Source organism: Enterobacteriaceae endosymbiont of Macroplea appendiculata, assembly GCF_012571605.1.
GTDB lineage: Bacteria > Pseudomonadota > Gammaproteobacteria > Enterobacterales > Enterobacteriaceae.
Genome location: NZ_CP046220.1, coordinates 2,318 through 27,845 on the forward strand (window position 1 = coordinate 2,318; position 25,528 = coordinate 27,845).

Genomic DNA, 25,528 nt, shown 5'->3' on the forward strand with positions numbered 1-25,528 from the left:
TATGTTCTTTAAAAATTAAAATTAAATTATTGTAATATTAAAGTGTTAATTTGTTATAAAATATCTTTTTTATAACATTTCATTATTACAAGACGATTGTGGGTTGTAAGGTTAAGTAAATAAGCGTATACGATGGATGCCTTGGCAGTCAGAGGCGATGAAGGACGTACTAATCTGCGAAAAGCGTCAATAAGTTGATAAGAAACGCTATTAATTGACGATTTCCTAATGGGGTAACCTAATACATGTAACTATGTATTATCATTATTTGAATATATAGAATAATGAAGCGAACCAGGAGAACTGAAACATCTAAGTATCCTGAGGAAAAGAAATCAATAGAGATTTTCTTAGTAGTGGCGAGCGAAACGGAAACAGCCCAAAAGAAAGATATACATTAAAATTATGATAATAGAAATATTTGGAAAAATATACGATACAGGGTGATAGTCCCGTATATGAAAACATGATATTAATATTCTTAAAGAGTAAAACGGGACACGTGAAATCCTGTTTGAATATAGGGGGATCATCCTCTAAGGCTAAATACTACTGACTGACCGATAGTGAACTAGTACCGTGAGGGAAAGGTGAAAAGAACCCCGGTTAGGGGAGTGAAATAGAACCTGAAATCGTATACGTACAAGCAGTAGGAGCATATGATTTAATGTGTGACTGCGTACCTTTTGTATAATGGGTCAGCGAGTTATATTTTGTAGCAAGGTTAACTGTATAAGGGAGCCGTAGGGAAACCGAGTTTGAATAGAGCGTTAAGTTGCAAGATATAGACCCGAAACCCGGTGATCTAGCCATGGGCAGGTTGAAGGTAAGGTAATACTTACTGGAGGACCGAACCGACTAATGTTGAAAAATTAGCGGATGACTTGTGGTTAGGGGTGAAAGGCCAATCAAACCGGGAGATAGCTGGTTCTCCTCGAAAGCTATTTAGGTAGCGCCTCGTGTAATTCGTATTCGGGGGTAGAGCTCTGTTTCGGTTAGGGAGTCCACCAGACTTACCAATCCGATGCAAACTACAAATACCGAATATCGTTATCACGGGAGACACACAGCGGGTGCTAACGTCCGTTGTGGAAAGGGAAACAACCCAGATCACTAGCTAAGGTCCCAAAGTTATAATTAAGTGGGAAACGATGTGAGAAGGCATAAACAGCTAGGATGTTGGCTTAGAAGCAGCCATCATTTAAAGAAAGCGTAATAGCTCACTAGTCTAGTCGTCTTGCGCGGAAGATATAACGGGGCTAAATTATACACCGAAGCTGTGACAATAAGTTTTATACTTATTGGGTAGAGGAGCGTTCTGTAAGTCGTTGAAGATAGATTGTAAAATTTATTGGAGATATCAGAAGTGCGAATGCTGACATGAGTAACGATAAAATAGGTGAAAAACCTATTCGCCGAAAGACTAAGGTTTCCTATCCAACGGTATTCGAGGTAGGGTTAGTCGACCCCTAAGGTGAGGCTGAAAAGCGTAATCGATGGATAACAGGTTAATATTCCTGTACTTGGTGTTATGTGTGATGGGGGGACGAAGAAGGTTAAATTATCCAGGTGATGGTTGTCCTGGTTTAAGCGTTTAGATAAATTATTTAGGCAAATCCGGATAATTATTAATATTAAGGCGTAATAACGAGATACTTAATTGTATTGAAGTAATTAATACCATACTTACAAGAAAAACCTCTAAACGTAAAGTAACATTAAATCGTACTAAAACCGACACAGGTAGTCAGGTAGAGAATACTAAGGCGTTTGAGAGAACTCAGGTGAAGGAACTAGGCAAAATAGTGCCGTAACTTCGGAAGAAGGCACGCTGATAGTAAGTAACAAAATTTACTTTTGGAGCTGAATTCAGCCTAAGATAACGGCTGGCTGCAACTGTTTATTAAAAACACAGCACTGTGCTAACACGAAAGTGGACGTATACGGTGTGACGCCTGCCCGGTGCCGGAAGGTTAATTGATGAAGTTATCATTTATGAGAAGCTTTTGATCGAAGCCCCGGTAAACGGCGGCCGTAACTATAACGGTCCTAAGGTAGCGAAATTCCTTGTCGGGTAAGTTCCGACCTGCACGAATGGCGTAATGATGGCCAGACTGTCTCCACCTGAGACTCAGTGAAATTGAAATTGCTGTGAAGATGCAGTGTACCCGCGGCAAGACGGAAAGACCCCGTGAACCTTTACTATAGCTTGATATTGAGTATTGAATGTTGATGTGTAGGATAGGTGGGAGACTATGAAATACTAACGCCAGTTAGTATGGAGTCAACCTTGAAATACCACCCTTGAGTATTGAATACTCTAACCTAGGTCCGTGAATCCGGACCAGAGACAATGTCTGGTAGGTAGTTTGACTGGGGCGGTCTCCTCCCAAAGAGTAACGGAGGAGCACTAAGGTCAGCTAATCACGGTCGGAAATCGTGAGGTTAGTGCAAAGGCATAAGCTGGCTTAACTGTAAGAATGACGGTTCAAACAGGTGCGAAAGCAGGTCTTAGTGATCCGGTGGTTCTATATGACAGGGCCATCGCTCAACGGATAAAAGGTACTCCGGGGATAACAGGCTAATACCGCCCAAGAGTTCATATCGACGGCGGTGTTTGGCACCTCGATGTCGGCTCATCACATCCTGGGGCTGAAGTAGGTCCCAAGGGTATGGCTGTTCGCCATTTAAAGTGGTACGCGAGCTGGGTTTAGAACGTCGTGAGACAGTTCGGTCCCTATCTGCCGTGGGCGTTGGAAGATTGAAAGGAGTTGCTCCTAGTACGAGAGGACCGGAGTGAACGCATCTCTGGTGTACGGGTTGTCATGCCAATGGCATTGCCCGGTAGCTATATGCGGACGAGATAAGCGCTGAAAGCATATAAGCGCGAAACTTACCTTAAGATTATTCTTCCCTGGATATTTATTATATTTATAAATATCCCTAAAGGGACGTTAAAGACTATGACGTTGATAGGCTGGGTGTGTAAGCATAGCGATATGTTGAGCTAACCAGTACTAATAAACACCCGTGAGTCTTAACCTTACAACACCAGAATCGTTTTTAATAAATAATAAAATGATTATTATTAACAAATTAGACAATATCATAATTTAATTTTGTTTTTATTTTATCCCTAGTATATATAACGCAATGGTACCACCTGAATCCATTCCGAACTCAGAAGTGAAACGTTGTTGTGCTGATGGTAGTGTAGGGTTTCCCTATGTTAGAGTAAGTAAATACTAGGGATATAGTATGATAATATAGTTATTTATAAAATAAAGTTTATGTTATCTTTAAAAAAAATTCATACATTTCATGTAAATGTATATGCGTATAATATTATTTATATATATAGTGTAAAACAACTATATAATATATGGTATCAATGTAAAAAAAAATTTATACCTTATTTGATATTAGGTAAAGGTAGTAATGTTCTATTCACAGAAAATTTCCACGGATTTATTTTATTAAATAGAATAAAAGGTATTAAAATATATTCTAATACTTTTTTTTGGAATTTACATGTTGGTGCAGGAGAATCTTGGCATAAGTTAGTTAAATATACTATAAAACGTGGAATTTATGGATTAGAAAATTTAGCATTGATTCCAGGATGTATCGGTGCCGCACCGATACAGAATATTGGTGCATATGGTATGTCTTTAGAGTATTTTTGTTCATATGTAGATGTATTTAATCCATATAATCAACAAATATTAAGAATACCAAAAAAATATTGTTATTTTAATTATAGAAATAGTATTTTTAAATCTCAAAAATATAAACATTATATTATTATCGCAGTAGGTCTATCTATACCTAAACAATGGACTCCTTGTATCATATACAAGGAATTAAAATATTTAAATAATAATGTAACTGCACAACAAATTTTTCAACATGTTTGTAATATTAGACATAAAAAATTACCAAATCCAAATATTATTGGTAATGCTGGTAGTTTTTTTAAAAACCCATTTGTAACTTTACATCAAGGTTTAAATATTATTAAAAAATTTTCTAAAATGCCATATATTTTAGAAAATAATATATTTAAAATATCTGCTGCATGGCTAATTGAAAAATGTAATTTTAAAGGAATTATTTTTAATGGTGCTTCAGTATACCATAAACAAGCTTTAGTTATTATAAATAAATATAATGCATCAGGGCAAAATATATTAAACTTAGCAAATAAAATATATAATGGTGTTGGTAAAAAATTTGGCATATGGTTAGAAGCTGAAATAAGGATTTTTGATAAAAAGAAAGAAATATCTCAAAAAAAAATATTTACTAAAAATAAACAATAACATTTTGTTATAAACCTAATTTTTTAAAAATAACATGTAAAGCTAAATTATAACCCTCAATACCACAACCTATAATAACCCCTTGAGCTATATCAGAAAAAAAAGATTTTTGACGAAACTTTTCTCTTTTATATATATTAGTAATATGTACTTCAATAAAAGGTATTTGTATTGCTAATATAGTATCACGTAGTGCAATACTAGTATGTGTAAAAGCACCAGGATTTATAATTATATAATTAATATGCTTACTATGTTGAATTAAATAATCTATTAGAATATGTTCTGCATTAGATTGTATATGTGTTAACATACATTTTTTTTTATTTGCTAATTTAGATAAATTAGATATAATTGTTTTTAGAGAGATATTGCCATATTTTTCTGGTTCTCTTTGACCTAATAAACTTAAATTAGGACCGTTAACTATTAAAATATGATACTTTAACCTATACATTTTTAGTTCTGCATTATTAAATTTTTCAATTATATTAACATAATTTACATTAATGAAAAATAATAATAAGCATTATTTTTTATGATAATGATATATTTATTTTTAATAAAATGATACTATTACACACACATAATAGATATTATTTAATCTAAATTTAATTTAACAATAAAACATACAGTTAGGTTCTAATATCATGTTTAAAAAATTTCGAGGAATGTTTTCTAACGATTTATCTATAGATTTAGGTACAGCAAATACTTTAATCTATGTTAAAGGACAAGGAATAGTTTTAAACGAACCATCAGTAGTAGCGATACGACAAGATAAAACTGGTTTTCCTAAAAGTGTAGCAGCAGTAGGTTATGATGCTAAACAAATGTTAGGTAGAACTCCTGGTAATATTGCTGCTATACGTCCTATGAAAGATGGTGTAATTGCTGATTTTTTTATCACAGAAAAAATGTTACAGTATTTTATAAAACAAGTACATAGTAATAGTTTTATGCGTCCTAGTCCTAGAGTATTAGTTTGTGTACCAGTAGGCGCTACACAGGTAGAACGTAGAGCAATTAGAGAATCCGCACAAGGAGCTGGTGCACGTGAAGTTTTTTTAATTGAGGAACCTATGGCAGCAGCTATAGGTGCTGGTTTACCTGTTTCCGAAGCTACTGGTTCAATGGTTATTGATATTGGTGGGGGTACTACAGAAGTTGCTGTTATATCTTTAAATGGAGTAGTATACTCTTCTTCAGTACGAATTGGTGGTGATAGATTTGATGAAGCTATTATTAATCATGTACGTAGAAATTACGGTTCATTAATAGGAGAATCAACAGCAGAAAAAATAAAACATCAAATTGGTTCGGCGTTTTCTAATAAAGAAATTTTAGAAATAGAAGTTAGAGGACGAAATTTAGCAGAAGGAGTCCCAAGAAGTTTTATATTGAATTCTAATGAAATATTAGCAGCTTTACAAGAACCTTTATCTGGTATAGTTAGTGCTGTTATGATTGCATTAGAACAATGTCCACCGGAATTAGCGGGAGATATTGCAGAAAGAGGTATGATATTAACTGGTGGTGGAGCGTTACTCAAATATTTTGATAAATTATTAATAGAAGAAACAGGAATACCTGTTGCTATCGCAGAAGATCCTTTAACTTGTGTAGCAAGAGGTGGTGGAAAAGCATTAGAAATGATCGATATGTATGGAGGTGATTTATTTAGTGAAGAATAATCATTAATATAAATTATATATAACATTTATGTCCTTAATTTTTAAAAAAAAAAAAAATATACACTTAAAGTTTATTATTATCATAATAATTTCTATACTATTTATTATAGTAGATAGGTATTATAACTATTTTTTTATAATAAAAAATTATATTGATAAAAAAATGAGTTATACATATGTTTATTTAAATAAACCATATACTATATATAATCATATATATGATGTATATAAACAAAATAAAAGTATTAAATCACAAAATATTCTTTTATATAAGAAATTATTTTTAAAAAATATAGAATTATTTTTTTATAAAAATTATCTTTATGAATTCAATAATATATATAAAATTTTAAGTATAAAATTAAATACCACAAAAACAATTTTTAGTAAAAAAATACCTATAATATTACCATGGTATTCTGATAAAATTTTTATAAATAAAGGGTTACAAGATAATATTATTCCCGGAAATATTGCTATTAATGATCATGGTGTTATTGGACAAGTTTTGTTTACTAATAAATATGTTAGTAGTATTTTACTTATATGTAGTAGATATAATTCTATACATGTACATGCACATAATAATAATGCTAACTTTATTTTAAATGGAATAGGTTGTAAATATCCTCCATTACTAAAATCAGAAGATATTTCTCCAAACATTATTATAAATATTAATGATATCTTATTTACATCAGGGTTAAATGATTATCATCTTGTAAATTATCCAGTAGCTAAAGTAATAAACATTAAACATACTAAAAATAATATGAATATTATATTTGCACAACCATTAGTACAAATAGAACAAATTAAATATTTATTAATAATTAATACTTAAAAAGATTATATAGAAAATCATTTTTTAATACATTATTTATGTATATCAATATTTATATCATAAATATAATTTTATTTATGGCATAATAGCATTATGCATGTAATAATTACAATTCATAATATTACGATATGGCTATATTAATAATATTTACCAATATAATACTTTTATCGAAACAAATACATTTAATTAAATATTTTATTTTAGGAATTGTTCTTGATATCTTAACAGATAAAATGTTAGGAACATATACCTTAACTCTAACTATATTGAATTACTATTTATGTTATTATCGTATATGGTTTCAAAAATTACATTTTATCTTACAAATAATACTAATTTTCATACTATTTAATATAGTAAATATTTTGACTAATTATATAAATAATATAGACAATCTATATTATAATATGTGTCAAAACAATATTTTAAATAGTATTTATTGGTATATATTATATTTTTCTCTTAAAAAATATAGTAATAGAAAAAAATATACAAACCATAATATTAAAATTTTATAATATGTTATTATAGACATACTGTTATTTCTTTTAACCCAGAAATATAAGCTATTTGTCTAATAGCACCATTAGGGAAAAGTTTATGTATATAAATACTATTACCTTTTAAAATACCATATTTATTTTTTATAACATTAACTAATATAACCATATTAGGTAAAGTATGAAATTTATTATATAATTGTTTAAAAATATATATTATTTCTAAATGTTCTGTTGTTAAAATAATATTTTCTTGTATAGCAAGTTTTTTAGCTATGTGTGTATTCCATTCATTTATCTTTTTATTCATATGCCAATAACTTATTTAATTACGGAGGAAGAGAGATTCGAACTCTCGAATAGTAATCTATTGCCGGTTTTCAAGACCGGTGCCTTCAACCACTCGGCCATTCCTCCTAAATTTTATTTTAATAAAGTATATAACATCTACAACTGTATATATTATATAATATATACTTCATTATTTAAAGCATATTTTTTTATATATGAAAACTAATATAACTGGAAATTTATATATTGTACCTACTCCTATAGGCAATTATGATGATATTTCACAAAGAGCAATAAAAATTTTAAAACAGGTTGATTATATTTTATCTGAAGATACAAGAAAAACAGGTATTTTATTAAAACAATATAATATCACTAATAGATTAAATTCATACTATGAATTTAATGAAAAAAAAAAATCTAATATAATATTAAATCATTTACAGCAAGGGAAAAATATTGCATTAGTCTCTGATGCAGGAACACCATTAATTAATGATCCTGGATATAGAATTGTAGAATTATGTCGCAGAAAAGATAATAACGTTAAAATTATACCATTAAGTGGTCCTTGTGCAGCAATTTTAGCTTTATCAGCATCTGGTTTAACAACTCATCGTTTTTGTTATGAAGGATTTTTATCTAAAAAACATAGTAAAAGAATTAAAAGATTAGAACAGTTAAAAATGGAATATAGAACTATTATTTTATATGAATCAAAATATCGTATTTTAAATTGTTTATATGATATACAAAATGTTTTTGGTAAAGATAGATATATAGTTATAGCTAAAGATTTAACAAAAAAATGGGAACAAATTTATGGAAATACTATTGAAAAAATTATTTATTGGATTAAATTAGATAAAAATAGGTTAAAAGGAGAAATAGTATTAATTATTCAAGGTAATAAAAACATTACCAGCAACATAAATATGTCAAAAATATTATCTATTATAAAAATTTTAAAAAAAGATTTATCAACTAAAAAAATAATTAATATTATTTCTCATATATATCCTATTAGAAAAAATATTTTATATCAAATAATGTTAACAAAAATTTGATATAAATCTGATATTTATATATCATATTTATATGAGTTAATGCAAACAGTCGCTTTTATTTTTAATAAAAGAGGAAAGTCCGGACTCCAAAGGGTAATGGTACCAGATAACTTCTGGGAAGTGTAAACTTACGAATAGTGCAACAGAAAATATACCGCCATAATAATGATATGTAGTAATTATAATGATGGTAAGGGTGAAAAGGTATGGTAAGAGCATACCGATATATTAGTAATAATATATGTCTATGTAAACTCTACCAGGAGCAAGGCTAAATAAAGATTTGTATTGACCCGTACAAAAAATCTGGGTAAGCCGCAAGAAATAATAAGTAATTATTATTCTAGATGAATGACTGTTAAAAAACAGAATCCGGCTTATGAATTAACTTATCAATATTTAGAAATTGTTTTTATGATTAATCATAATTTTTTCATATGCAAGAAAAGTATTTTGCATTAACATTGATATAGTAATAGGTCCTATTCCTCCTGGAACTGGAGTAATATATGATGCTTTAGAAAATGTTGATGCAAAATCAACATCACCAACAATTTTATTATTTTGAAGTCTATTAATACCTACATCTATTACAATAGCACCATGTTTAATCCATTTACCCTTAATAAAACATGGTTTACCAATAGCTACAATTAATAAATCAGCATTTGCAATATGATATTGCAAATTTTTAGTAAAACGATGAGTAATAGTTACGGTACACCCTAATAATAATAATTCTAATGCTACAGGACGTCCTATAATATTAGAAGCTCCGATAATAACTGCATGTAAACCACAAATATGAATACGATAATGTTTTAATAAAGATATAATTCCTAAAGCAGTACATGAACGTAATAATGGTACTCGTTGACATAAACGGCCTATATTATATGGATGGAAACCATCAATATCTTTATTAGGATCGATTGCTTCTAAAACATTAGTTATATTAAAATGATTAGGCAAAGGTAATTGTATTAAAATACCATGAATTTGATTATCCTGATTTAAAATATTAATTGTGTCAATAATTGTATGTTCATAAACATTATTGGGGAAATAATAATTATATGCAATAAACCCTAATTCTTGACATATTTTTAATTTTTTAGATATATATAATTTAGAAATATCATGATTACCCACTAAAATAACTCCTAAACCAGGTAATTGTTTATGATGTTTTATAATTAATAACATTTTTTCATGTATTTTTTTATAAATTATATTAGCAAAACAATGACCTTCCATAATTATGGCATTCATATAATTTATTATCCTACTATATTTTTATATTAATATTATATTTTTTTATATTAAAATATATTTTATATGTTATAATGAATTCATCTATGCGCTCTTAGCTCAGCAGGATAGAGCAATAGCCTTCTAAGCTATTGGTCACAGGTTCGAATCCTGTAGAGCGCAAAAAATATATTTATAATATTAAAAATTCTTAATCATTATTTACTATTTAATAAATTTCATTTACGCATAACATATTAAATATGTAACGAATTTGATTTTATTAATAAAAAACGATTTTTATATAAATAAAGTTTGTTATTTTAATTTTTATAAATATGACTAATATTAATTTCTAAATATTTATTAATCAATAAATAAGTTAATATGTGTATTTAATGCTAGTTAATATGAAGTAATTAATATTCATATATTAATTAGTTAAACATATGAATGGTATTTGTGTTATATTTTAAATAAAATATAACGACAATAATATTCTAGATATAACATAATATATATTTGATTCTATCACTAAATTCAATGATTAATAAATAAATATATAAACTATAATATGAAGCAACTAACTTAATTATTAATATCATATTATTAGTATTAGTTTGTTAGTAATTATTTATAGCATGTATTGTATACTACATCTTATTTTTTAATTATATAATATTTATTATTTATTAGACTATTTGAGTTACCTATATATTAATTTACGTGTCTAATATCTAGATAAATATAATTTATCTAAATGTAATATAACTCATCTTTATTACTGGGTCGTACAGGATTTGAACCTGTGACCAATTGATTAAAAGTCAACTGCTCTACCAACTGAGCTAACGACCCTAATATATTTTTCCATAATATGGGTGATGACGGACTCGAACCGCCGACAACCTCCTTGTAAGGGAGGGACTCTGCCAACTGAGCTAATCACCCTAAAAATCATGATACCTTATGCTATCTTTATTTATATAAATAAGTCAATATATTTTTAATAAAAAATTTAAAAAATATTTTATTACATATATAATATATTTTATCGCTTATAATAAAATATATAATATAATGAAAATTAGAACTCGTTTCGCACCAAGTCCAAGTGGTTATTTGCACATAGGTAATATCCGTACTGCATTATATTCTTGGTTATTTGCAAAAAAAAATCATGGTAATTTTATTTTACGTATCGAAGATACTGATAAAACAAAAGTAAAAGACCATTATATTAAAAATATCATATCAAGTTTAACATGGTTAAACATTGATTGGGATGAAGGACCTTATTTACAAAGTAAAAATTTAAATAAATATCATAATATTATTAATAATATGATACAACAAGGAACAGCCTATAAATGTTATTGTACAAAACAAATGTTAAACAAAGATAAAGAACAACAAAAAAAATTAGGAATTAAAACAAAATATAATGGCAGATGTCGTAATATAAATAAAACATATGATCATATACCCTATGTAGTTAGATTTCGTACTCCTACAACAGGTTATGTAAAATTTAAAGATATTATAAGAGGCAATATTATTATTAATAATATTGAGTTAGATGATTTTATTATTCAACGTACTGACAAAACACCAACATATAATTTTTGTGTAGTTATAGATGATCTAGATATGTGTATTACACATGTAATTAGAGGCGAAGAACATATTAATAATACTCCTAAACAAATTAATATTATAAAATCTTTAAAAAGAGAAATACCATACTATGCACATGTTTCTATTATTACTAATCAATATGGTGAGAAATTTTCTAAAAAAAATCATGATACTAATATTCTACAATATCAAAAAGACGGTTATTTACCACAAGCATTATTAAATTATATTTTAAAATTAGGATGGTCATATGGTGATCAAGAAATTTTTTCTATAACAGAAATGAAGCAATTATTTTGTTTAAGTAATTTAAATAAATCACCAAGTATTTTTAGTATTAATAAATTGAATTGGTTTAATAAATATTACCTGAATCATTTATCAAAAGATTATATAGTTCCTTACTTAAATAATTTTTGTAAAAATAAACATTTTAATATAAGTACAGGACCAAAAATTATTGACATTTATAATAATTTTGTGAATCGATGTAATACTTTAAAAGAAATTAATAATTTATGTTGTATTTTTTATACTAATCCTAGTTATGAAAATATTATCTGTGCAAATTTGATAAATATCAAAAATAAAAAATTTATTACACAATTATTAATTACTATCCAATTAATAAATCCATGGACTATAAATAATATTAGTTTAGTTATTAAAACAACTGCACAACAATTAAATAAAAAGTTTGCAGACATAACCATGACTTTACGTATATTATTAACAGGATTAAATTCTAGCCCACCTATTAATAGTATTATATATCTAATGGGAAGAAATAAAGTTATACAACATATTCAAAATGTCATAAATATTATAAATAAACAAAATAAATAAATACTATATACATATAAATTTAATACAAAATGACAATATGCAATTAATAAATATTATTATTGTAATTAGTTACGTAATCTAGGATTAATTAATTGTTTTTTAATAGAAGCAGATAATTCATCTAATGTAGAATGTTCTGTATATTCAGGTGTAGGTTCCCCTATTAATTGTATTTCCGATAAATATGTATGTATGGGATTACCTGCATCATCTTCCATAACAACATGATACCAAGGTTTATTACGTAATATTATACTATCTGACATTTCATCAATTTTAAGATTATTTAAAGAATAAATAGGATCAACATCAACTATGACACCCAAAAAACCTAATAATTTATGTCTTACTTGTTGACCAATACCAAATTTACTGGTAATCATTATTAAATAGCTCCTTAATGATAAAATTTATAGTATTATTACATTTTTAACTATGTAATAACAAAAATTGTAATATATTATAATAAAGTTTTTTAGTTTAATAAATAAATTTTTATATAAAAATTATTTTAATGGAAAATTATAATGTCAAGACCAATTGCTGCAATTATTAATACTAAAAATTTAAAAAATAACTTAAATATCATACGTAAAATTATTTATCCAACAAAAATTTGGTTTGTATTAAAAGATAATGCTTATGGTCATGGTATTACTAATATTTGTAAATTTTTAATTAATGCAGATGGTATTGCTGTGTTAACCTTAGAAGAAGCTATTTTATTACGTAACGAAAACTTTCGTAATCCAATCTTATTATTGGAAGGATTTTTTCATATTAATGATCTAAAAATAATTTATCAATATAATTTAACTATGGTCATACATAATAAATGGCAATTAAATTTATTAATGCAATATCCTCCTATTTATCCAATAGTAATATATATTAAAATTAATACTAGTATGAATAGATTAGGTTTTAATATTAATAGTGTTAATAAAATTATTAGTATAATAGAAAAACATATTCATGTTAAACAAATTGTATGTATGGCACATTTTGCTGATACTTCACAAAATACTCATGCTTTTTTATATGAAATTAAACTAATTAATCAAATTTTAAATAATAATTATTTACGATCTTTTGCTAATTCTGCAGCCATATTATGGCATCGTAATATATATTATGATTGGGTACGTTCAGGAATTCTATTATATGGCGCATCACCTACAAACTCCTGGAAAGATATTAGTAAATTTAATTTTAAACCAGTAACTACATTACGTAGTAAAATTATTGGGATACAAAAATTATATCCTGGCACAACAGTAAGTTATAATTATCAATATTATACAAACATAAAAAGACAAATAGGTATTATAGCTTGTGGTTATGGTGATGGATATCCTAAAACTATTTCTTCAGAAACAAATATTTTAATAAATGGTCAAAAAACACATATATTAGGTAATGTTACTATGGACATGATGGCTATTGATTTAATCAATATACCACATGCATCTATAGGTAGTAACGTAGAATTATGGGGTGAACATATTAAAATTGATGATGTTGCTACTTCAGCAAAAACAATTAACTATGAATTAATGTGTTCATTATCTATAAGAGTACCTAGAATATTAAAATAATATTATTATATTAAATTAAAAGATTTTATTTATATTTTTTATTTTTATACGTTGAAATAAAATAAAAAATTTATTAATTTTATGATTTACTAATGGTTGAGAAAGTTTTTTAAAACATAATGTATCTTTTAAAAAAATTTCTGTTTTATAAGATAAATTAGGCACAATAGGTTTTAAATAAATCATAATAACGCGAAACATATTAATAGCTAAAGAACAAACATTATGGGTGATATCAGGTTGATTTTTAATTATTAACCAAGGTTTATGTGTATCAATATAGCTATTAGCAATATCTGTTAGGATTATTATCATATTAATGACATGACTAAATTGTCTATTAGTGTAATAGTAATGCATGATTTTTGCTTTATTAATAAATTCTAAATAAATATCTAAATTAATATTGACAGATAAATTATTATGAAAATATGTATTAATAAAATATGCTGTACGAGAAGCAATATTAACAATTTTATTAACAATATCTGAATTAATTTTATATGTGATATTATGTAAACTAAAATCTATATCATCAATATTATTAGATATTTTAGAAGCAAAATAATAACGTAAACTATCTGCATTAACATAATTTAATAATTCTAATGCTGTAATAAATGTTTTTTTTGATTTTGACATTTTCATGCCATTTAATGTTACATGACCATGTACAAAAATTTTAGTAGGTTTACGGAAAAAACTACCTTCTAAAATAGCTGGCCAAAATAAACTATGGAAATAAATTATATCTTTACCAATGAAATGGTATAATTCTGTTTTTGTATCTGTTTTCCACCATTCGTAAAAACATATATGTTTATTGATATCACAAAAATGTTTAAAAGCACTAATATAACCAATAGGAGCATCTAACCATACATAAAAAAATTTATCGATATCATCTAATATATTAAATCCAAAATATGGTTTATCTCTGGTAATATCCCATAATTTTAAACCTACATGAAACCATTCTAATACTTTATTTTTAATATTATTATCTAATACGTCTGATGATATCCAAGATAATAACATTTTATAAAAACATGGTAAATTAAAAAAATAATGCTCAGATTGTTTAATAATAGGCACGGTATTAGAGACTATTGATATAGGATCTATTAAATGTATAGAAGTATAACTTCCACATTGTTCACAATAATCACCATACTGTTTTATAGTTTTACAATGTGGACATGTTCCTTGTACAAGTCTATCGGGTAAAAACATATTATATTGTTTGTCAAATAATTGTTTAACTGTTTTTTTTAAAATATATTTTTGCTTTTTTAAACGTTTAAAAATTAATTGTACAAAAAAATAATTTTCATTACTATGAGTAGTATGATAATGATCGTAACTAATATAGAATTTTTTAAAAATATCAATATGTTGCTGATATATTTTTTGTATCATTTTTACAGGAGTAATTTTTAGTTCTTGTGCTTTTAACATAATTGGTGTGCCATGAGCATCATCTGCACATATAAAATATACTTCATTTCCTATCATACGATTATACCGAACCCAAATATCGGCTTGTATATGTTCTAACATATGTCCAAGATGTATAGGACCATTAGCATATGGCAATGCACAAGTAACCAGCATTTTTCTAAATTTAATTTTTTTCATAAATAATATTACTCTAAGTTATCTTTTGAGATAAAAACTGTATCATAAAATGTATTATATGATGATTATTATGAGGATATAATAAATATAAAGAACATATAAAATATATATAGCAAAAAAAATTTTCTGTAAATAGTTTTTTTTTTACAATCGGTATGCGGAAACGTTGTTTTAAGGGCCATAATAGTAATACTCCTGAAGGAGTTAACATATCAGCACAAATATGACTACAATAACCAATTATAATACCTAATTTAATAGGGATACTCAAAAGAGTGATCTTAGTGGATATTATTTTAATAATAAATATTATGATATATATAGCACTAACACTATGTGTAAATCCTCTATGACAAAATATTTTAGCACATATATAAGAAACATATTTAAATTTATTTCCTATCATAGATTTAGGATGATCTATATCTGGCAATAAGCATGTTATTAAAGATATAGGTATAAAACACCACCAATCATCATGATGCATAATTTCAGAAAAAATAAAATGCTGTATTAAAATACTACTAGAAAATGTAAAAAAAATATGTCCTTTAGCTGTCATAAAATTATGTTTTTTTTAATAAACAATTTGAGCAATAATATTATTATTAATATCAATATTTTGTAATATTACTTTAACTTGATCTGTAACTTTATATAATAATTTATCATTTATAAAAACCATACCTTTTTCTGGCATAATATTAATTATATCTAATGTATTATTAATCATACTATTTTTAGGAATCAGTACATATATGCCATTTATTATTAATCTAACTCTTAATCCAATATATAAAATATCTATAATTTCTGATACAAAAATTTGTTTTTTGTTAATAATATTTTTGCAATATTTTATGCATAAAAAGTTAGTAATTTTATTTTCTACTTGTTTATGTATATATTTTTTATAATTCATATGACGAATAATTTGTTTAGACGGTTTTTCTATATTTTTTTTTTGTATAATAGCTTTAATAAGTCTATGATTAATTACATCACCAAATTTTCTTAATGGTGAAGTCCATGTAGCATATTTTTGTACACCTAATCCAAAATGTGGTCCTGGATAAATATTAAAAAATGTATGTGTTTGATATTTTCTCAAACGATTTATAATATAAGATAAATTATGTTTTTTTAGATAAGAATATATATTTTGATAGCTTTGTAATGTATTTAATTTAGATGGATGATAATCAATATGATGCGTATCTAATAACGTTCTTATTTTTTGTAATTTATTACAATTAAATCCATAATATATATTATATATACCATAACCTAAGTGTTGATATAAAATTTCTGCTGCACATATATTAGCAATAATCATAATTGTTTCAATCATTTTATGTGCAATTCTTTTTGTAACTACATGAATATCAATTATATTACCATCACAATTTATTATTAATTTGTATTCAGTATTATTAGAAAAAATTAGATTTTTATTATACCATGGTAAACGATATAAATAAATTTTATATAATAAATTTATTTGTTGTTTAATATCTAAATTATGAGGTGACCATACTCCTATATTTTCCAACCAATTAGAAATATTAACATAATTTAATTTTGCTTTAGATTGTATTAAGCCCATAAAAAATTCTGTTTTATCTAATAAAATTTTACCTTTATTATTAATAATAATTTTACATATTAAAGCAGAACGAACTTGCATAGGTAGTAAAGAACATATATTTTCTGATATATATTTAGGAAATAATGGAATATTAAAACCCGGTAAATAATTTGTAAACATACGTTCTGAAGCAATCATATCAATATTACTATCTTTTATAAAAAAAGCAGTAGGATCAGCAATAGCTACATATATTTGTAACTGTTTATTGGAAAGTTCTTTAATATATATAGCATCATCTATATCTTTTGTATCACTATTATCAATAGTAATAAAACATAATTTAGTTAAATCTTGACGTAATATATGATTATCAATAATGTCTATTCTATTACATAAACTATTATGTGGAGGATGTATATTAATATTATATTGCGATAATATATGCCATAAAGATAAAGAATATTTTTTTTGTTCTGTTAAATATTCTAAAATTTTTGCTCTAAAAATATTATCTTTACCTAAAAGGGGATGATGAATTAATTTAGCTATTACTATATTAGTAGTATACAATATGTCTTGAGATGGTTTATCTATTACACATTCAATTTGATATTGATATAAATTAGGATTATCTGGAATAATAAATGTTTGGTTATGATGTTGTTTAAGTTTGCCTATAAATATTTCTATAACAGATTTTAATAATTTTATTGGCATAACCTCTAATTCTTGTTTTTTTGGTAATAAAGAAGATAAAATATAATCTCCATGCATAATCTTTTTTAAGAAAATTATAGGAATTTTATATATTTTTCTATCTTTTGATTCTAAAAAAATATTATTTTTTATAACTTTTACTATACCCTTTATATAATAAACAGGTTGTATTTTTTTTTTAAGTTGTAACAGTATTTTATTATGTCGTAACATTATTTTTTCAGTAAATATTATATATATTTAAAATTATATTGTATTAAAATGGTATATCATCTTCAAAATTAATAGCATTATCTATATTTTTATTAACATCTATATCGATATTATTATTTTTTACTTCTGTATTATTTTCTTTACTATTCCATGATTTATCATGTGTTTTATTAACATTCTTATGTTTATCTATAACATCATCTTTAATACGAAAATTATTTAATACTTGCAAAGTTCCACCTATGCTCACAATAATTTCAGTTATATAACTATCTTGACCACTTTGTTTTTGCCATTTACGTGTTTGTAAATATCCTTCTATATATATTTGTGTTCCTTTTTTAACATATTCATTTGCAATTTCAGCAATTTTACCAAAAACTACTATCCTATGCCATTCTGTTTTAACTCTATTTTCTCCTGTATTTTTATCTTTCCAAGTATCAGAAGTAGCTAAAACAATATTTACAACTGGATTACCATTAGGCATGTAACGTATTTCAGGATTTTTACCTACATTACCTATTAAAAGTACTTTATTAATACCACGTTTACTGGCCATTATGTTACTCCTTATATACAAAAAATAAATGAAATTATTAAATTTAAATTTTATTAATTAATAAACGTAATTTTTTGATAGCATTAGTTTCTAATTGACGTATTCTTTCTGCAGATATTCCATAGTTATTTGCTAAAGATTGTAGCGTTTGTTTATGATGTTGTTTATTTAACCATCTAGCATTAATAATATTACGACTACGTTGATCTAGTTGCTGAATTGCATAATATAATTTACGATAAATATATTTATTCCAATTATGTTGTTCAATTAATTTTGTAAAATTAGAGTGTGTATCTTTTAGAAAAATATTAGAAGTAAAATTATTTTGTTGCTTTATTAGTGGATGTGTTGTAATATCTTGTGCAGACATACGAGATTCCATTTCACATACATCCTTTACAGAAACTCCTAAAGTTTTTGCAACTATATTAATTTCATTTTTATGGAACCATCCTAATTTTTTTTTAGTTTTACGTAGATTAAAAAACAATTTTCTTTGTGATTTTGTCGTAGCAACTTTCACTATACGCCAATTACGTAATACATATTCATGTATTTCGGCTTTAATCCAATGTATAGCAAAAGAAACTAAACGTACACCAACATTAGGATTAAATTTTTTTACAGCTTTCATTAAACCGATATTACCTTCTTGAATAATATCAGCTTGTTGCAAACCATAACCAGTATAATGTTTAGCTATATGTATAACAAATCTTAAATGTGATAAAATTATTTTTTTTGCTGCTGCTATATCTTTTTTATAAAAAAAATTTCTAGATAAATATTGTTCTTCTTGTACAGTTAAAATTGGATAACTATTAGCAAGATATATATATGCTTCTAACGAACCTAACGAATGAGTATAAACTTGTGGAGTAAAAATATTTGCATTCATATAAAACCTCTCAGGAAATAAATATTTCTAATATATCTTAGAATTTTATTACAATAATGCTTTTAATTATTTATAAAAATAGTATTAATAAATTTTTTAGCATTAAATAAATGTAAATCTGTAATTTGTTCTCCTGTACCTATATATCTTATAGGAATTTTATAATCGTTAGATAAAGTTATAATTATACCTCCTTTAGCTGTACCATCCATTTTAGTTAATACAATACCTGTTATACCTATATGTTTGTGAAATTCTTTAAATTGATTTATAGCATTTTGTCCAATATGTGCATCTAATACTAACATAATTTCATGTGGTGCATGATTTTTTTTTTTTCTAATAATTTTTACATTTTTTTTTAATTCTTGCATTAAAGCAATATTATTATGTGCACGACCTGCAGTATCAATAATTAATATGTCAGCATTATTTTGTTGTGATTGTTGTATAGCATCATAAATTACAGCAGAACTATCAATTTTATTGTATTGTGGTATCATCATATTACTATAACTTTTTTGACTCCATAATTTTAATTGTTGACTGGCAGCTGCACGAAATGTATCTCCTGAAGCTAAAAAAACAGACCTATTTTGTTTATAAAAATAATATGCTAATTTACCTATAGTAGTCGTTTTACCAACACCATTAACACCTATAACTAATATGATATAAGGATTTTCATTTTTAATTATTAATGATTGCTCAACATGTATTAAAATCTTTAAAATTATTTGTTTAATATATAAATATAATTTATGATGATCATATATTTTATTTTTTTTAGAATATTGCATAACATTTTGCACTATGTTTCGCGTTGTATTGTAACTAATGTCTGATTGAATCAATATTTTTTCCAAATTATTAAAAAAATTTATATCAATAGTTTTATTTTTAGTGATAAAATGTATTAGATTTTCACCAATATTTTTACTAGCATCCCATATTTTTAATGTTAAATTTCGTAAAAAACTATTTTTTTTATTACAATTATCTTTTTTTATTATCATATTTATTTAAAATTATGCAAAGGAATAATAATATTATAATACATAATTATAAAAATATTATTTAAATAATTTATTAGAATAATATGTTTGGAGAAAATACTAAATTTTATGAAATATAATAGACATAATAAAATATATATTCTTGCTGGTAAATGGAAATATAAAAAAATTACTATACATAATACTCATATTAGACCAACTATGCATTTTATTCGTGAAACATTATTTAATTGGTTAATAAATGATATCTCTATGTTAAATTGTTTAGATTGTTTTGCTGGTTCCGGCATACTGAGTTTAGAAGCATTATCACGAAATGCATGTTCAGCAACTTTAATAGAAAATAATATTTTTCATTTCAAAAAATTACAACAAAATATATCATTATTTAAAAATATAAATATTAAATTAATTTATGGTCATACATTACATATATTATCTACAATATCACAAAAATTTAATTTAATATTTATAGATCCTCCTTTTAGTAAGGATAATTTTTTACTACAAACAACTTGTTTTTTGTTAGAAAAATATTGTTGTTTGAATAATAATGCATATATTTATCTTGAGTATATGACAAGTAGTAAGCCTGTTTTATTACCATATAATTGGATCCAATATCGTAAAAAAACATTTGGTTCGGTAACATATGCTTTGTATAAAAAATATACATGATACATTTTAGTATTATATTTTTTTTATAATACATATATAAGGCAACTTATTAGTTATTTTTTTGACCATACTAAATTTCATAAATTCACAAAAAGTTTGTATATCTAAAATAACTAAGTGATTATTAGTTTTAATTAATAAGGTTTCACCATATTTCATTGTACTGGTAATTTTTTTAATTTTTACAAGTGTATAAGGACATTTAATATTGGTTAAATTTAAATAAAACTGTTGTTTCGCCTTAAACATATGTATTTGTCATAAAATTACGGTATAATTTATTATATATTAAATAATTAATTTTTGCATATTTTTTATTTTGGTAAAAAATTGTATAAATTTATTAATAAATATATTTTATGATTATAAAACATTATTTATCTAGGATGATATTGTGAATTTAGATAAAAAAAAACAAGCTGCATTAGACAATGCTATTGTACAAATAGAAAATCAGTTTGGCAAAGGTTCTATTATGAGATTAGGAGATAATAGAACTATGGATGTATCATCTATATCAACAGGTTCTTTAACTTTAGATATAGCATTAGGTATTGGGGGACTACCTATAGGAAGAATAGTAGAAATATATGGTCCAGAATCTTCTGGTAAAACTACCTTAACATTACAAATTATATCAGAAGCACAAAAACAAGGTAAAATATGTGCTTTTATTGATGCAGAACATGCATTAGATCCTATTTATGCAAAAAAATTAAATGTTAACATTAATAGATTATTATGTTCACAACCTGATACAGGAGAACAAGCATTAGAATTATGTGATGCTTTAGCTAAATCTAATTTAATTGATGTTATAGTTATAGATTCTGTAGCTGCTTTAACACCCAAGGCAGAAATAGATGGAGAAATAGGAGATTCTCATATAGGATTAGCAGCTAGAATGATGAGTCAAGCAATGAGAAAACTTGCTAGCAATATGAAACAATCTAATACTTTATTAATTTTTATTAATCAAATACGTATGAAAATTGGTATTATGTTTGGCAATCCTGAAGTAACTACAGGAGGTAATGCATTAAAATTTTATTCTTCAGTTAGATTAGATATACGTAAAATTGGTAATGTTAAACAAGGAGATATTATTATTGGTAGTGAAACTAGAGTTAAAGTAGTTAAAAATAAAGTTGCTGTACCTTTTAAACAAGCTGAATTTCAAATTATATATGGTATAGGTATTAATATTTTCGGAGAAATATTAGATTTGGGAGTACAACATAATATTATTGAAAAATGTGGTTCATGGTATAGTTATAAAAAGGAGAAAATTGGGCAAGGCAAAATTAATGCAATTAATTTTTTACAAAAAAATAAACAAATATCCGATGATATTAAAGAAAAATTAAAAAAAATGTTTTTTAAACAAATTAATCATGAATAAGAAAAACTATAATAAAATATAATATATTTTATTTTATATAAGGTTTATATGTAATGGTATGTACAACAACACAAATTTGCCAAATGTTTTTAGATTTTTTTCATATTAAAAAACATAAAATTATGGCAGGAAGTTCTATTATACCACATAATGATAGTTCTTTATTATTTACTAATGCTGGTATGAATCAATTTAAAAAATATTTTTTAGGTTCTGCACAATCACCATATCCAAATATAGTAACCGTACAAAAATGTGTTCGTGCTGGTGGTAAAGATAATGATTTAAAAAATATAGGTTTTACAAATCGTCATCATACATTTTTTGAAATGTTAGGTAATTTTAGTTTTGGAAATTATTTTAAAGAAGAAGCTATAACTTTTGCTTGGGAATTATTAACATATAGTAAATGGTTTCATTTAAATCCAAAAAAAATTTTTATCACAGTATATTATACTGATACTGAAACATATAATATTTGGTTACATAAGATTGGTATTCCTAAAACACATATTATTCTCATATATGATAAAAATAATCAACAATATTATTCAGATAATTTTTGGCATATGGATACTACAGGTCCTTGTGGACCATCTACGGAAATATTTTATGATTTAGGTGAACATTTATCTGGTAACATACAAAATAATAATCCTGGCGAACGCTTTATTGAAATATGGAATATTGTATTTATACAATTTAATCAAAATTTACATAAACAATTAACTATATTACCTATTAAGTCTATAGATACAGGAATGGGTTTAGAAAGAATTAGTAGTATCTTACAAGGAGTAGATTCTATTTATAAAATAGATGTTTTTGAAAAATTAATTCAACATATTGTTCATATACTACATTTAAATATTATGCAACACCATTATTTAAATGTGATTGCAGATCATCTTAAAACATCAATATTTTTAATTGCATATGGTGTTATGCCTAGTAATGAATATAGAGGATATATTTTAAGAAAAATTATAAGAAGAGCTATTAATCATGGTATGATGTTAGGATATAAAAACATTTTTTTATATAAATTAGTACAGTTTTTTATTAATGAAATTGCATTTCATAGAGATAAAGAATTATTACAAAAACAATATTTATTGATTAAAAATACTATTAAACAAGAAGAACAAAATTTTCACATAATTTTAACAAAAGGTATAAGTTTTTTAAAAAAAGAAATTTTACATTTAGAAAATAATATTTTACCAGGAGAAAAAATTTTTTATTTATATGATACATTAGGTTTATCTTTAGATGCAATTAAAGAAATTTGTTTGCAACAAAATATTATTATGGAACAAAAGATTTTTTCACAATTATTAAATAAACAGCGTTCTCGATCTAAAAACCATAGTTTGTTTAAAAAAAATATAAACATTTTTTATCATAATAGTAAAACAGAGTTCCTTGGATATGACCACATTAGTACAAAAAGTAAAATTTTAAATATTTATTTTCAAGATAAAATCATACAAAAAATTATTAAAAATGATAAAGCTATGATAATATTAGATATTACTCCATTTTATGGCGAATCTGGCGGACAATTAGGTGATATAGGGTTTATAAAAAAAAACGACGAAAATATTTTTCAAGTTATAACAACTACTATACAAGGTAATCTAATATTACATAGTGGTATTATGATGCAAGGAAAATTAGTACAAAATGATATAGTAACCGCAGAAATTAATCTTACTTATCGTAATAAAATCAGTAGAAATCATACAGCAACACACCTATTAAATTATAGCTTACGTAAAATATTAGGTACACATATACAACAAAAGGGCTCTTTAATTACTTCAGAGTATTTGAGATTTGATTTTTTACATAATTTACCTATTACATCAAAACAAATTATAAATATCGAAAACATTATTAATCAATATATATTTAATAATATTAATGTTACTTCCTATAATATATCAAAACAAGATGTTAATCTACAAGATAACATTATTTTTTTACAAAACGAACAATATAGTGATATTGTTCGGGTAATAAATATTTTTAATATTTCTAAAGAATTCTGTTGTGGTACACATGTTGCAACAACATGTGAAATAGGTTTTTTCAAAATTATTAAATACTTCAGTATTGCACATGGTATTAAAAGAATACATGCTGTTACACATAATAATGCTTTATCATATATACAAACAAGAGATAACATTATAACATCTATTACGAAAATTTTTAAAATAGATGATAAAAATGTTGTTAATTATATTAAGCACTATCAAATTAAAAATAATCTTATACATAAACGATTACAAAAAGCAGAAAATTATATTGCACAACAAATAATTAAAAAAATTATACAAGATAATATTATATTTAATAATATTAATCTTTTAATTAGTGAATTATACGATTATGATCCAATACAATTTAATTATATATTAAAAAATATGATGAGTAAATTTAATAAATCTATTATTATATTATCTACAATATGGATCAAAAAAATTTTTATTTTAATAAAAATTACACCTACTATTAATATAAATGCATTAGATGTTATTAATCTTAATATAAGTAATATTACTAAATATAATATTAATGGTACAAAAACAGCTTCACAAATCATAATTAATCATAATATAGATCAATATTACTGTTTAATAGCTAAAATGAAAACATTTATTCTAAATAAAATTAATATGTTACTGCATGACAAAAAAAAATAATTAATATTTTATATATTAAATTAATAAATTTTAATATATATTAAAATG

20 protein-coding genes, 4 tRNA genes, 2 rRNA genes, 1 other RNA gene and 1 pseudogene are annotated in these 25,528 nt (G+C 24.8%); 14 read left to right on the top strand and 14 right to left on the bottom strand.

The genetic code is table 11. From position 1 onward, the window contains the following. Positions 1-109 precede the first annotated feature (109 nt). The 3 genes from GJT86_RS00015 (at position 110) to murB (ending at position 4,322) form a co-directional block, all read left to right on the top strand. Positions 110-3,045, top strand: a 23S ribosomal RNA gene (locus GJT86_RS00015). 90 nt (positions 3,046-3,135) lie between these two features. Continuing rightward, a 5S ribosomal RNA gene (rrf, locus tag GJT86_RS00020) occupies positions 3,136-3,251 on the top strand. A 39-nt stretch (positions 3,252-3,290) separates the two neighbouring features. Continuing rightward, complete coding sequence (gene murB / locus GJT86_RS00025; RefSeq protein ID WP_168920269.1) at positions 3,291-4,322, top strand: UDP-N-acetylmuramate dehydrogenase; 1,032 nt, start codon at positions 3,291-3,293, stop codon at positions 4,320-4,322. A 7-nt stretch (positions 4,323-4,329) separates the two neighbouring features. Here the strand turns inward: murB and aroQ are convergent, their stop codons facing one another. Continuing rightward, a complete protein-coding gene (gene aroQ, locus GJT86_RS00030; protein ID WP_168920270.1) occupies positions 4,330-4,779 on the bottom strand; it encodes a type II 3-dehydroquinate dehydratase in 450 nt (149 codons plus the stop codon). Between the two features lie 193 nt (positions 4,780-4,972). On the opposite strand from aroQ, the gene GJT86_RS00035 reads away from it, so the two are divergent. From GJT86_RS00035 to mreD, 3 genes are all read left to right on the top strand, one after another. After that, a complete protein-coding gene (locus tag GJT86_RS00035) occupies positions 4,973-6,016 on the top strand; it encodes a rod shape-determining protein (RefSeq protein WP_168920271.1) in 1,044 nt (347 codons plus the stop codon). Between the two features lie 28 nt (positions 6,017-6,044). Continuing rightward, complete coding sequence (gene mreC / locus GJT86_RS00040) at positions 6,045-6,860, top strand: rod shape-determining protein MreC (RefSeq protein WP_168920272.1); 816 nt, start codon at positions 6,045-6,047, stop codon at positions 6,858-6,860. Between the two features lie 128 nt (positions 6,861-6,988). After that, positions 6,989-7,378, top strand: coding sequence for a rod shape-determining protein MreD (gene mreD / locus GJT86_RS02300; protein ID WP_168920273.1), 390 nt, complete (start codon positions 6,989-6,991; stop codon positions 7,376-7,378). Between the two features lie 7 nt (positions 7,379-7,385). Here the strand turns inward: mreD and GJT86_RS00050 are convergent, their stop codons facing one another. Together GJT86_RS00050 and GJT86_RS00055 are read right to left on the bottom strand one after the other, a co-directional pair. Then, entirely contained in the window at positions 7,386-7,670 is a 285-nt protein-coding gene (locus GJT86_RS00050; protein ID WP_168920274.1) for a TusE/DsrC/DsvC family sulfur relay protein, read from the bottom strand. Between the two features lie 22 nt (positions 7,671-7,692). Then, positions 7,693-7,777, bottom strand: a tRNA-Ser gene (locus GJT86_RS00055). 89 nt (positions 7,778-7,866) lie between these two features. On the opposite strand from GJT86_RS00055, the gene rsmI reads away from it, so the two are divergent. Next, entirely contained in the window at positions 7,867-8,718 is an 852-nt protein-coding gene (gene rsmI, locus GJT86_RS00060; protein WP_168920275.1) for a 16S rRNA (cytidine(1402)-2'-O)-methyltransferase, read from the top strand. 32 nt (positions 8,719-8,750) lie between these two features. After that, an RNA gene (gene rnpB, locus GJT86_RS00065) (RNase P RNA component class A) lies at positions 8,751-9,114 on the top strand. 3 nt (positions 9,115-9,117) lie between these two features. On the opposite strand, the gene folD is transcribed toward rnpB, so the two are convergent. After that, positions 9,118-9,990: a bifunctional methylenetetrahydrofolate dehydrogenase/methenyltetrahydrofolate cyclohydrolase FolD gene (gene folD / locus GJT86_RS00070; protein ID WP_168920276.1), complete on the bottom strand. Its 873-nt coding sequence runs from the start codon at positions 9,988-9,990 to the stop codon at positions 9,118-9,120. 88 nt (positions 9,991-10,078) lie between these two features. Between folD and GJT86_RS00075 the strand changes: the two genes are divergently transcribed. Further along, positions 10,079-10,152, top strand: a tRNA-Arg gene (locus tag GJT86_RS00075). 602 nt (positions 10,153-10,754) lie between these two features. Here the strand turns inward: GJT86_RS00075 and GJT86_RS00080 are convergent. Together GJT86_RS00080 and GJT86_RS00085 are read right to left on the bottom strand one after the other, a co-directional pair. After that, positions 10,755-10,827: transfer RNA gene (locus GJT86_RS00080), tRNA-Lys, on the bottom strand. A 20-nt stretch (positions 10,828-10,847) separates the two neighbouring features. Beyond that, positions 10,848-10,920, bottom strand: a tRNA-Val gene (locus GJT86_RS00085). A gap of 129 nt (positions 10,921-11,049) precedes the next feature. Between GJT86_RS00085 and gltX the strand changes: the two genes are divergently transcribed. Further along, on the top strand, positions 11,050-12,453 hold the full coding sequence (gene gltX, locus GJT86_RS00090) for a glutamate--tRNA ligase (RefSeq protein ID WP_168920277.1): 1,404 nt from the start codon (positions 11,050-11,052) through the stop codon (positions 12,451-12,453). A gap of 65 nt (positions 12,454-12,518) precedes the next feature. On the opposite strand, the gene hspQ is transcribed toward gltX, so the two are convergent. After that, positions 12,519-12,836 (bottom strand): heat shock protein HspQ, encoded by a 318-nt coding sequence (hspQ, locus tag GJT86_RS00095; RefSeq protein ID WP_168920278.1) that lies wholly within the window; start codon positions 12,834-12,836, stop codon positions 12,519-12,521. Positions 12,837-12,980: 144 nt separating this feature from the next. Between hspQ and alr the strand changes: the two genes are divergently transcribed. Continuing rightward, on the top strand, positions 12,981-14,051 hold the full coding sequence (gene alr / locus GJT86_RS00100) for an alanine racemase (protein ID WP_168920279.1): 1,071 nt from the start codon (positions 12,981-12,983) through the stop codon (positions 14,049-14,051). Between the two features lie 15 nt (positions 14,052-14,066). On the opposite strand, the gene metG is transcribed toward alr, so the two are convergent. The 6 genes from metG to ftsY form a co-directional block, all read right to left on the bottom strand. Beyond that, entirely contained in the window at positions 14,067-15,689 is a 1,623-nt protein-coding gene (metG, locus tag GJT86_RS00105; RefSeq protein ID WP_168920280.1) for a methionine--tRNA ligase, read from the bottom strand. Between the two features lie 13 nt (positions 15,690-15,702). Beyond that, positions 15,703-16,251 (bottom strand): metal-dependent hydrolase, encoded by a 549-nt coding sequence (locus GJT86_RS00110; RefSeq protein ID WP_168920281.1) that lies wholly within the window; start codon positions 16,249-16,251, stop codon positions 15,703-15,705. A gap of 15 nt (positions 16,252-16,266) precedes the next feature. Next, a complete protein-coding gene (locus GJT86_RS00115; RefSeq protein WP_168920282.1) occupies positions 16,267-18,210 on the bottom strand; it encodes an exoribonuclease II in 1,944 nt (647 codons plus the stop codon). 43 nt (positions 18,211-18,253) lie between these two features. After that, positions 18,254-18,772: a single-stranded DNA-binding protein gene (gene ssb / locus GJT86_RS00120; protein WP_168920283.1), complete on the bottom strand. Its 519-nt coding sequence runs from the start codon at positions 18,770-18,772 to the stop codon at positions 18,254-18,256. A 43-nt stretch (positions 18,773-18,815) separates the two neighbouring features. After that, positions 18,816-19,673, bottom strand: coding sequence for an RNA polymerase sigma factor RpoH (gene rpoH, locus GJT86_RS00125; protein ID WP_168920284.1), 858 nt, complete (start codon positions 19,671-19,673; stop codon positions 18,816-18,818). Positions 19,674-19,735: 62 nt separating this feature from the next. Further along, positions 19,736-20,689: a signal recognition particle-docking protein FtsY gene (ftsY, locus tag GJT86_RS00130; RefSeq protein ID WP_168920285.1), complete on the bottom strand. Its 954-nt coding sequence runs from the start codon at positions 20,687-20,689 to the stop codon at positions 19,736-19,738. A 108-nt stretch (positions 20,690-20,797) separates the two neighbouring features. Here ftsY and rsmD point away from each other — a divergent pair, with 108 nt between their 5' ends. Further along, positions 20,798-21,367 carry a 16S rRNA (guanine(966)-N(2))-methyltransferase RsmD gene (rsmD, locus tag GJT86_RS00135; protein ID WP_168920286.1) on the top strand — a complete coding sequence of 190 codons (570 nt, stop codon included), beginning with the start codon at positions 20,798-20,800 and terminating at the stop codon, positions 21,365-21,367. 12 nt (positions 21,368-21,379) lie between these two features. Here rsmD and GJT86_RS00140 read toward each other — a convergent pair whose 3' ends face one another. Beyond that, entirely contained in the window at positions 21,380-21,616 is a 237-nt protein-coding gene (locus tag GJT86_RS00140; protein WP_168920287.1) for a sulfurtransferase TusA family protein, read from the bottom strand. Between the two features lie 145 nt (positions 21,617-21,761). On the opposite strand from GJT86_RS00140, the pseudogene recA reads away from it, so the two are divergent. Together recA and alaS are read left to right on the top strand one after the other, a co-directional pair. Beyond that, positions 21,762-22,742, top strand: a pseudogene (recA, locus tag GJT86_RS00145) (recombinase RecA); the annotation flags it as partial. Between the two features lie 80 nt (positions 22,743-22,822). Further along, complete coding sequence (gene alaS / locus GJT86_RS00150; RefSeq protein WP_168920289.1) at positions 22,823-25,480, top strand: alanine--tRNA ligase; 2,658 nt, start codon at positions 22,823-22,825, stop codon at positions 25,478-25,480. The last annotated feature ends 48 nt before the right edge of the window (positions 25,481-25,528 follow it).